Raw genomic sequence first — 11,866 nt, 5'->3', positions numbered from 1 at the left:
GGATGTAATAATACATATCTGTTGATGCCTAATTTTATTTAGGAATAAAAATGCTAACTATTGCTTAAAATTGATTATTTATACATAAAATTAAAACTTAAATGAATTAATATGTAATAAATGAATAGTATATGAAGATAATAGTAGATAGTAAGAATATCGTTATTCTATAGATTACAGATAAATTGTGAAAGTTTTTTAAATTAGTTGTTGATAATGTATACAAATTCATGTATAATGATATCGAAATAATTTGAACTAGATTTACACAACAGATTATTTGCTAGGTCGTGGCTAATAAGTCTATGTAGAGTGTATGGTTCGTGTATAAATATTACTTTCCACGAAAGAGCCTTTATGAAACTGAAGGTTTATTTTGATAGTAGAAGAATACTGGGTGAGAGGAATATAAGTTATTCTATGTAGTCGATGTATAGGACTTAGTTTATAAGTAATGTTATAAAGGGGATTTATATGGGATTAAATCGGATTTATAAAGTAGTTTGGAACAAAACTAAGGGATGCTATGTAGTAGTGTCTGAATTAGCAAAGCGTGTAGGGCGCAATAAAGCTAAAGCGATTGTGATGAGTACAGCAGCGATGGCTATGGCGGTAAGCCCTGTCTTAACAAGTACAGTTGGTGCAGCTCTGAATCAGGCTGGTACAGGTTCTGATAACGCTGTAGCCCTTGGTGAAGCGGCAAATGCGAATCAGGCACGAGCTGTCGCTATAGGTAAAGGGGCAACAATTAGTAGTGGCCAAGATACAATTGCGATTGGTAGTGATACTAATGCAAAAGGTCACACTAGTATTGTCATTGGTAAAAATGCTAAAACTACAAATGATGCGGAAGGTACTGTGGTTATCGGCCGTGATGCATTCAGTGAAGGATCCGGTAATGGAGGGCGCCCTAACACAGTGGTTGGTCGTGGTGCCTACACAGCATTTGGTCTAAATGGAGAGTATCGTTTGAATGCGGCTACGGCTTTTGGTTTCCAAGCTGGAGCTGGTCTTCGTACAGATTCTAAAAATAGTAATAAATTAATTAATAATGAAACCAATGCGGACAATAATGCAGAGGTGCTTGTAAAAGCTGGTTATGGTCTAGATGAGAAGGCTCCTGCAGATACGAAAGCAGCATTACAAGGGGGTAATGTAGATAAAAATTTAACCTTTTATCGTAAAAATCATATTAATGAAGCGACTGCCCTAGGTGCGGAGGCTCGTGCCATTGGTGACCAATCTATCGCTATCGGTGGACAGGTAGTTGCTGGTGACGGTGTTGTTGCCTTAGGTGGTAATGATACTGATGCATTGCGTGGTAATAAATACCAGGTGGTAACAGACGATGCGGTGAGAGGAACGAATGTAAATACCGTTGATGACTATAATTTACGATATACTGAAAGCACTACAACAGTAGCAGGACAATATAAAAACCTAGTAGGTCGTGATATGCCAACTGCATATAAATCTACATATGGTCAATCTGGTTCCGTCGTTATCGGTATGGAAGCCCATTCTACGACAGCTTTGGGTACAGCTATCGGTACTAACTCCGTAGTACGTATGGGTGCTTTCGGTGCCACAGCTATCGGTGCTGGTTCTACGGTACAACCAAATGCAGAAGCCGCAGTAGCTATCGGTATGGGTTCCGTAGCGAATGGTGCCTATGCGTTAGCAGGTGGTACAGCATCTTGGGCAGATTATGGTGATATTGCCTTAGGCTACCAAGCAAAAGCTACTGGTAAAGATGGCGCTATTGCTATGGGTCGTGCTACGAATGCACAAGGTGATTCCTCCATCATGATTGGTGGTGCGAATATCGCCTCTGCAGCAGCTCAAATGACAAACTACCAGAAAGATAATGGACAGGTTGTGAAAAAAACTGTCACTGAAAAAATCAATGGTAAAGATGTAAAACGGGAATATACTTTTGCTGGTACGACTCCAAGTACAGGATCGGTAGCTGATGCGTATAAAGTATTGACTGGTCTTACTATGGAAACAACTGCACTTGATTTTGCTAGAAATAAAAATGGTCACGCCTCCACATCCTTAGGTGTGCATGCATTATCTAAAGGTGATCTAGGTACAGCTATTGGTGCTGGTTCTCGTTCTGATGCAATTGGCTCTGTAGCCTTAGGTGTAGGTGCTCATGCTACACGTCAAAATGCGGTGGCTATTGGTACTGGTTCTACTACTGATTTAGTAGGTACACGTCAATTAAGTGTAAGCTACGATAAAGAAGGCAATATTGTTGACGATAACTCACCAAATAAGGCGTATACGTTCAACTGGGCTGGTGGTACAAACACAGCTGAAGGTGACGTGGTATCCTTTGGTAGTTCTGGGGCAGAACGTCAATTGAAAAACGTAGCAGCTGGTCGTGTAGCAGATGATTCTACAGATGCTATCAATGGTTCTCAGTTAAATTCTATTTCTAAAAAATTAGCTACAGGTTGGAACATTGCTGGTGATCCTAAAACTAAAGTGGCTGGTATTGGCACAGACGACCAAGTAAACTTTGTAAATGGTAATGGTACTACTGTGACTGTTACGAAACAAGAAGAAGTAAAAAATGGTAATACTGTAACCACAGCAAAAGGCGCGAATGTAAAATTCGATGTTAAAGCTGCAGATGGATCTATTACATCAAATGCAAATGGTATTTCTGTGAATACAGATGGTGATACCATTGGCAAAACAGCAGATGGCAAACTAAAAGCTAATACTGGTACTATTAATACTGGTGATGACGGAAAAGCAGCTCCTAATACAGGAGATGGAAATAAATTAGCCACTGTAGATACAGTGGTAAATGCTGTGAATAATGCTGCTTGGAAAGCAACTGCTGGAAACGATGGTTCTGGTACAGAAACTGGTAAATCAGAAGAAAAAATTAAAGCTGGCGACTTAGTTACTTTCAAAGCTGGTGACAACCTTGCTATTAAACAAGAAGGTAAAAACTTTATCTATTCCTTAAAACCTGAATTGACAGGTTTAACGAGTGCTGGTTTCAAAAATGCGGCTGGTGACACAACTGTGATTGATGGCAATGGTATGACAATTACTCCAAAAGATGCGCCAGCAAAGCCAGTATCTTTAACAAAAGATGGCTTAGATAATGGTGGCAAAACAATTAAAAATGTTACATCTGGTTTGACAAATTATGATCCTGGAACACCAAAAGCAGGTCTTGTAGATTTAAGTAAACCAGCTACAGGTACTCCAGTTCCTGATACTACAGCAGCTACTGTAGGCGATTTACGTAATATGGGTTGGGTTGTATCTTCGGACAAAACAACAGGTGAATTAACAAAAGCCTACACAGAACAAGTAAAAAATGCTGACGAAGTAAAATTCGTAGGAGAAGGTGGCGTTACTGTATCTGGTAAAACAGAGAATGGTGTTCGTACTATTACTGTGAAAGCAGAGGCTCAAGAAATGCCTGAGCAACCTGTAAGTTATACAACTGCAGATGGTACAAAAGTATATCCTAAGACAGTAACAAAACCAGATGGAACTAAAGATGTTAAATACTATTCTGAGCCAAATGGAAAAGGCACTGAGATCCCTAAAGAGAATGTAATTGCATCTATCAATGGTCCTGAAGGTACTAAAGCACCAACTACATTATCTAATGTAGCAGGCAACTTGGATGGTGCTAAAAAAGATACACAAGCGCCAACTACTGAACATGCTCCTGTTAATACAACAGATGCAGCAGCTCCTAACTATGTAAATCCTAACAATGCGGCTACTGTAGGTGACGTATTAAATGCAGGTTGGAATTTACAAAATAATGGCACTGCGAAAGATTTTGTAAAACCATATGACACTGTAAACTTTGTAGATGGTGCTAATACAACAGCTGTAGTAACTACATCTGCAGATGGTACAACAAGTGATGTAACATACAATGTAACAGGATTACCTGTAACATACACAGATAAAGATGGCAAGCCAGTATCTAAAATTGGTGATAAATACTATCCAGTGAATGAGAAAGGTCAACCTATTACTCCAGATGGTAAACCAGCTGTAAAAACTAATGCAGAAGGTAAACCAGTTGCAGAAGATGGCACTGTTATTGAGCCAGTAGATACAACAAAACCGTTAAAAACAGCTTTAGTAAATCCAACTCCAGCAGGAGATAAAACAAATACAACAGATCCAACAGCATTAAATAATGTAACATCTGGTTTGAATAAATATGGTGATACAGTTGATGGTGCACAAGTACCAGGATCTACACCTGCGAATAATGGATTAGTAGATTTATCTAAACCAGCAGATGGTAGTGAGCCAAAAGTTAGCGATAACACAGCGGCTACTGTAGGTGATTTACGTAATATGGGTTGGATTGTATCTTCTGATAAAACAACAGGTGACTTAGGAAATCCATACTCTGAGGCTGTGAAAAATGCTAACGAAGTGAAATTCGTAGGAGAAGGTACAGCCACAGTATCTGGTAAAACAGATGAGAAAGGTGTACGTACTATCACTGTAAAAGTGGATGATCAAGCGTCTGCAAATAATGCGGTATCTCCTGTAGTATACACAGATGAAAATGGTGATCGTGTATATCCTACTGGTGAAAAAGATCCACAAGGTAACCCAATCTTCAAGAAAAATCCAGATGGTACTGGCGATACTGTAACTGGTCCAGTGAAAACAAGCATTAACGGACCAAAAGGTACAAAAACTCCAGCTACGTTGGACAATGTGAAACATAATTTACCAACTGTAAATGATGCTGATAAAAAAGCATCTGATGTAGATGGTAATCCAATCGATGGCAAAAACAATACAGCAGCTCCTATTACAGCAGCAGATGCAGCTGATTTATTGAACCCAACAAAAGATGGAAAACCAAATCCTAAATTTGCTGGTAACAATGCAGCTACAGTATCTGATGTATTAAATGCAGGTTGGAACTTACAAAATAACGGCGAAGCTCGTGATTTTGTAAAACCATATGATACAGTAAACTTCGTAAATGGTGCTCATACAACAGCTGTAGTAACTACAGCAGCAGATGGCACAACAAGTGATGTAACATACAATGTAACAGGATTACCTGTGACGTTCACAGATAAAGATGGTAAACCAGTATCTAAAATTGGTGATAAATACTATCCAGTGAATGAAAAAGGTCAACCAGTTACTCCAGATGGTAAACCAGCTGTAACAACTAATGCAGAAGGTAAACCAGTTACAGCAGATGGTACTGTTATTGAACCAATCGATACCAAAGCAAATCCATTGCAATCTAATTTAGTGAATCCTAATGTAGAAAATACAAAAGAAAAACCAAATAACCAAACAACAAGTCCAACTCAATTGGGCAATGTAGCGAATGGTGCTAACACATTTGATCCAGTAGAGGATAAAAAATTAGGTAATGATGGTAAATGGTATAATGCAGCGGACGTACTTCCAAATGGTCAACCGAAAGAGAATGTACAACCAGTAGCTAAACCAGATAATGTTGGTAAAGCAGGTTTGATTGACTTCAGTAACTCTAACCCTAATAATGCAGCTACTGTTGGTGATTTACAAAACTTAGGTTGGATTGTATCTGCAGAAGGTAATAGCTACTCTGATCAAGTACGTAATACTAACGAAGTGAAATTCGTAGGTGAAGGTACAGCTACAGTTACTGGTAAAACAGATGACAAAGGTGTACGTACAATCACTGTAAAAGTAGATGACCAAGTGTCTACGAATAATGCACAAACACCTGTAGTCTACACAGATAAAGATGGTAAGAAAGTATATCCAATTAAAGGTGATGATGGCACTGTAACATATCACACAACTCCAGATGGAAAAGGTGATAATGATCAAGTTGTTCCAAATAATAATGTTGTTACATCTATCAATGGTCCTGAAGGTACAACATCCCCAACAGAATTGAAAAATGTGAAAAACAACATTCCAGCAGTGAATGATGCTGATAAAAAAGTTACAAACCCTGATGGTACAGAAAAAGGAACTGCAGGAGATGTAAACAATATCAACAAAGCTCCATTGACAGCAACGGAAGCAGCTGATTTATTGAACCCAACAAAAGATGGAAAACCTAACCCTAACTTTGTAGGTAACAATGCAGCTACAGTATCTGATGTATTAAATGCAGGTTGGAACTTACAAAACAACGGTACTGCGAAAGACTTTGTAAAACCATATGACACTGTAAACTTTGTAGATGGTGCGAATACAACAGCAGTAGTAACTACTAATGAAGATGGCACAACAAGCAATGTTACATACAATGTAACAGGATTACCTGTGACTTTCACAGATAAAGATGGTAAACCAGTATCTAAAATTGGTGATAAATACTATCCAGTGAATGAAAAAGGTCAACCGGTTACTCCAGATGGCAAACCAGCTGTAAAAACTAATGCAGAAGGTAAACCAGTTACAGAAGATGGTACTGTTATTGAACCAATTGATACAGCAAAAGATCCATTGAAATCTAATATGGTTAACCCGAATGTTGCTAATACAGCAGATGCACCAAATAATCAAACTACGACTCCAACACAATTGGGTAATGTGAAAAGTAATTTACCAACTGTAAATGATGCTGATAAAAAGGCATCTGATGTAGATGGTAATCCAATTGACGGTAAAAACAATACAGCAGCTCCTATTACAGCAGCAGATGCAGCTGATTTATTGAACCCAACAAAAGATGGAAAACCAAATCCTAAATTTGCTGGTAACAATGCAGCTACAGTATCTGATGTATTGAATGCAGGTTGGAACTTACAAAACAACGGCGAAGCTCGTGATTTTGTAAAACCATATGATACAGTAAACTTCGTAAATGGTGCTCATACAACAGCTGTAGTAACTACAGCAGCAGATGGTACAACAAGCAATGTTACATACAATGTAACAGGATTACCTGTGACGTTCACAGATAAAGATGGTAAACCAGTATCTAAAATTGGTGATAAATACTATCCAGTGAATGAAAAAGGTCAACCGGTTACTCCAGATGGTAAACCAGCTGTAACAACTAATGCAGAAGGTAAACCAGTTACAGAAGATGGTACTGTTATTGAACCAATCAATACTGATGAAAATCCATTACAAACTAATTTAGTGAATCCAAATGTTGCTAACTCTAAGGAAGCACCAAACAACCAAACGACAAGTCCAACACAATTGGGCAATGTAGCGAATGGTGCTAACACATTTGCTCCAGTAGATGGCAAAAAAATGGCTAATGATGGTAAATGGTATCCAGCGGATCAAGTAGAGCCTAATGGTCAACCTAAAACAGGGGCAGCACCAGTAGACGTACCAGCTAACATTGGTAAAGCAGGTTTGATTGACTTCAGCAAGTCTAACCCTAATAATGCAGCTACGGTAGGTGATTTACAAAACTTAGGTTGGATTGTATCTGCAGAAGGTAATAACTACTCTGATCAAGTACGTAATGCTAATGAAGTGAAATTCGTAGGTGAAGGTACAGCGAGTGTTACTGGTAAAACAGATGAGAACGGTGTACGCACTATCACTGTAAAAGTGGATGACCAAGTATCTACGAATAATGCACAAACACCTGTGAACTATACCAATAAAGATGGTAAAAAAGTATATCCAGTAAAAGATGAAAATGGCAATGTAACTTACCATACTACTCCAGATGGAAAAGGTGCAGGAGATGAAACAGTACCAGCAGGTGATGTGATTACATCTCTAAATGGTCCTGAAGGTACAACCGCTCCAACAACATTGAATAATGTGAAAAACAATATCCCAGCAGTGAATGATGCTGATAAAAAAGTTACAAACCCTGATGGTACAGAAAAAGGAACCGCAGGAGATGTAAACAATATCAACAAAGCTCCATTGACAGCAGCGGAAGCAGCTGACTTATTGAAACCAACAAAAGATGGAAAACCTAACCCTAACTTTGCTGGTAACAATGCAGCCACAGTATCTGATGTATTAAATGCTGGTTGGAATTTACAAAATAATGGCGAAGCTCGTGATTTTGTGAAACCATTTGATACTGTAAACTTTGTAAACGGTGGTAATACAACTGCAGTGGTAACTACAGCAGCAGATGGCACAACAAGCGATGTGACTTTCAATGTAACAGGCTTACCAATTACATATACAACAGCAGATGGTAAACCAGTATCTAAAGTGGGCGATAAATATTATCCAGTAAATGAAAAAGGTCAACCAATTGGTCCAAATGGTAAACCAGCTGTTAAAACAGCTCCAAATGGTGACTTATTAGATGAAGCGGGTAATGTAATTCAACCAATTGATACAGCAAAAGATCCATTGAAATCTAATATGGTTAACCCTAATGTTGCTAATACAGCAGATGCACCAAACAATCAAACTACGACTCCAACACAATTGGGTAATGTAGCGAATGGTGCGGAAACTTTCAAACCGGCAGATGATGTAAAATTAGCGAATGATGGTAAATGGTATCCAGCAGATCAAGTAGAGCCTAATGGTAAACCGAAAAAGGATGCTACACCTGTTGCTAGCCCATTGGTAGCAAAAAATAAAGCTGGGGATGTTCTTGAAAAAGGTAATGATGGTAACTGGTATAAAGCTAGTGATTTAGAAAAAGGTGAACCTAAGCCTAATGCAGAGGAACAATTCCCAGAGGAAAAACCAGAAAATGCTGATAAAGCAGGATTGATTAACTTTGAAAACTCTAACCCTAACAACGCAGCTACTGTGGGAGATTTACAAAACATGGGCTTTGTTGTATCTGCCAAAGATAATGGCTATACAGAGCAAATGCGTAATGCCAATAAAGTAGAGTTCAAAGGTGATAATGGTGTACAAGTAACTGGTAAAACATTAGCTGATGGTACTCGTGAAATTACTGTAGCTTTAAAAGAAGGCCGTGTAACAAATAATGTGATCATTACTGATGCAGATGGTAAAGAAGTTAAGGCTGTACGTGGTGAAGATGGTAAAATCTATAAAAAAGACCCTAAAACTGGCAAAGCTATGAAAGAAGAGTTTCCAATCAAACCAACAGACACAGTAAGAAACGATGGTGATGGGTATGTAACAGGTAACTCTGTAGCTACAGCTATCCAAAAATCTGGCTGGAATATTGGTATTGGATCCACAGATAAAGCTTTCAGTGAAGAGGCTAAAACATATGAAAGAGTTAATCCTAAGGATAACGTAAAATATGTGAATGGTGCGAATACAACAGTATCTATGGTAGTGGATGCAGCGGAAGATAAAGATGGTGCTACAGTAACAACTACGTATGTAAAAGTAGATGTAAACCGTGACCTTCATATCGACAGTGTAACAACTGGTGGTCCTGCAAAAGATAAAGCTGGTAACCCATTGAAACAAGTTAATGGGGAATACTATCCAGAAAATGCATTAGTAAATGATGGAAAAGTATATCCAGCAGGTACAGTGATGATCGATGGCAAACCATATCCAGCAGGTTCTGCAAAAGACCCTAAAACAAAAACGGTTCTTAAAGATGGTAAACCAGCTCCAGAAGCACAACCATTAAGAGCAACTCCAAAAGATCAGTTAGCAGATGGTAAAGACGGTGCTATGACTGTGAAAGACGCTAAAGGTAACGATGGCGTATCTGCTACAGCTAAAGATGGTAAAGGTACTTTAACATTGAAAGATGCTGGCAAAGATGGTAAAGATGCTTCTCAAGTAGATATTTCTACAGCAAAAGCACCTGCTGATTTGGAAAATACACCAAAAGATGCAGTTCGTGCTAATGATGGTAACTGGTATGCACCAGCAGATGTTACAGTAGAAGTAAAAGATGGAAAAACTGTAGTAACACCAAAAGCAGGTAAAACTCCGATTCCAAATGCACCAACTATGGATCGTATCCAATACACAGGTACAGATGGTAAACCTCGTAATGTAGCTACTATGGATGATGGCCTTCGTTTTGTAGGTGATGATGGACAAACTATCAGTAAACCGTTGAATTCCACTATGGAATTTACAGGTGGTAACCGCGAAAATGGTAAGCCAGTGGCGAAAGCAGATACAACAACAGGCAATATTGGCGTATTCCATGACAATGGTAAATTATCTATTCAATTAGCAAAAGATCTAGAGAAAATGAGTTCTGCTAATTTTGAGAACCCAGATGGAACTTCTACTAAGATTACTGGTAATGGCTTATCCATCACTCCTGAAACAGCTAAATTGAAAGATCCAAAAACTGGAAAACCAATCCTTGATAAAGATGGTAATCCAAAAGTAGATCCTACAAAAGTAGTATCCTTTGGAGCTCCAACTGCTGTGACTGATCCAAAAACTGGAAAACCTATGGTAGATCCAGCGACTGGAAAACCAGTGATGAAATCTGGCATCTCTGCAGGTGGTCAAGTGATGGCGAATGTGGCACCAGGTGTCCTTGATACAGATGCGGTTAACGTATCTCAGTTGAAAGGTGTAGCGAATAACATCAATATGCGTATGAACCGTATGGGTGCGCAAGCTGCAGCTATGGGTGCATTACGTCACTTACAATATGATCCATTAGAGCCAACAACAATTATGGCTGGTGTGGGTACATATAAAGGTGAAGCTGCCTTAGCATTAGGTATTGCACATTACAAAAATGAGTCTACCTTATTCCATGCAGGAGCATCTATTGGTAGCCGTGGTGATGAATTAATGGCGAACGCAGGTGTGAGCTGGAAATTTGGATCCCGTGCAGATGAAACGGCAGTAAAAGACACATTCCGTCAAGGTCCTATCAGTTCTTCTTATACTTTACAAGATAAAGTATCAGCCTTAGAAGCACAAAACCAAGTGCAAAAAGATGAAATTAATAACTTAAAAGCACAATTAGCGGAAGTGCTTCAATATGTTAAGAAAGGTTAATCTTTCTTACAGAGGTATATTTCTTAGAAGAATGATATAGAAATCTGTGACTAAGATAAAAGGGCTGCAATGGATATGTAATGACATATTGTATTGCAGCTCTTTATCGATTTTGTATAATTAACGCAATTTATTGATAAAATATTAGTGTATATCGAAAATTATAGTATACAAAAGATATTGATATGGTGTATAATATGTATTATTGACTTACACTTATACTAAACTAGAATCATATTATGTAATGTTTGAAATGGGAGAATAACATTGAAAAAAGCAATTTTAACAGCAGCGTTATTAGTAACAGTAGGCTCTAGCTTTGCTATGAGTGATGAATTGTATAGCCAAAAGAATCCAGCAAACGTAACAGGCGTAGCTGTTGGCTATGAATTAGTAGCACCAATGCAAGAAACAGTAGTAGCTGTAGAAGATTTGGGTAAAGTATTGGAACGTGCTCATGAAGTTCGTCAAGATTTGGTGAAACGCCAAGTAGCTGGTGAACGTTTGACAGATCGTCAAGATCGTTTTGTTAAACATGATGTAAACCAAGACTTCCTTACTGTATTAGATCGTAACTTAACTAACCGTGTGGAATTCTTCAAACGTGCTCATAACTGGAATGGTGATAACAAATACGAACATTCTGGTAACTATGAAACATTCCTTAATAAACATAATGAAAAGGCTACAGAAGCTGTAAATGGTTATAGCAATAGCTATGGTTGGAATGTGTTACGCAATGTGCGTCAAGATGCATTATCCAATGTAAAAGCAGTATTGGATCAACAAGGTGAAACTGTTCGTGGCGAAGATATTGCAAAAGCAATTCTTGCTGCAACAAGCAACAATGCAGCGACTGTAAATAACGAAGAACTTCGTTACTACATTAACGAACTTGTTTGGTACACTGCAAAACAAACAGTAAAAGAAACAAATAAACAATTATCTCATGTTTTAAAATAATTGAGAGATTCAT

At 38.3% G+C, this 11,866-nt stretch carries 2 protein-coding genes; both read left to right on the top strand.

All coding sequences use genetic code 11. The features are described 5' to 3' along the window. Positions 1-474 precede the first annotated feature (474 nt). A complete protein-coding gene (locus EO111_RS07980) occupies positions 475-10,890 on the top strand; it encodes an ESPR-type extended signal peptide-containing protein (protein ID WP_127011229.1) in 10,416 nt (3,471 codons plus the stop codon). Positions 10,891-11,157: 267 nt separating this feature from the next. Next, positions 11,158-11,853, top strand: coding sequence for a hypothetical protein (locus tag EO111_RS07975; protein WP_127011228.1), 696 nt, complete (start codon positions 11,158-11,160; stop codon positions 11,851-11,853). Positions 11,854-11,866: the final 13 nt, after the last annotated feature.

The sequence above is a fragment of the Veillonella sp. CHU594 genome (assembly GCF_003992265.1).
Classification (GTDB): domain Bacteria; phylum Bacillota; class Negativicutes; order Veillonellales; family Veillonellaceae; genus F0422.
This window is presented reverse-complemented; position numbering and strand designations above follow the sequence as displayed.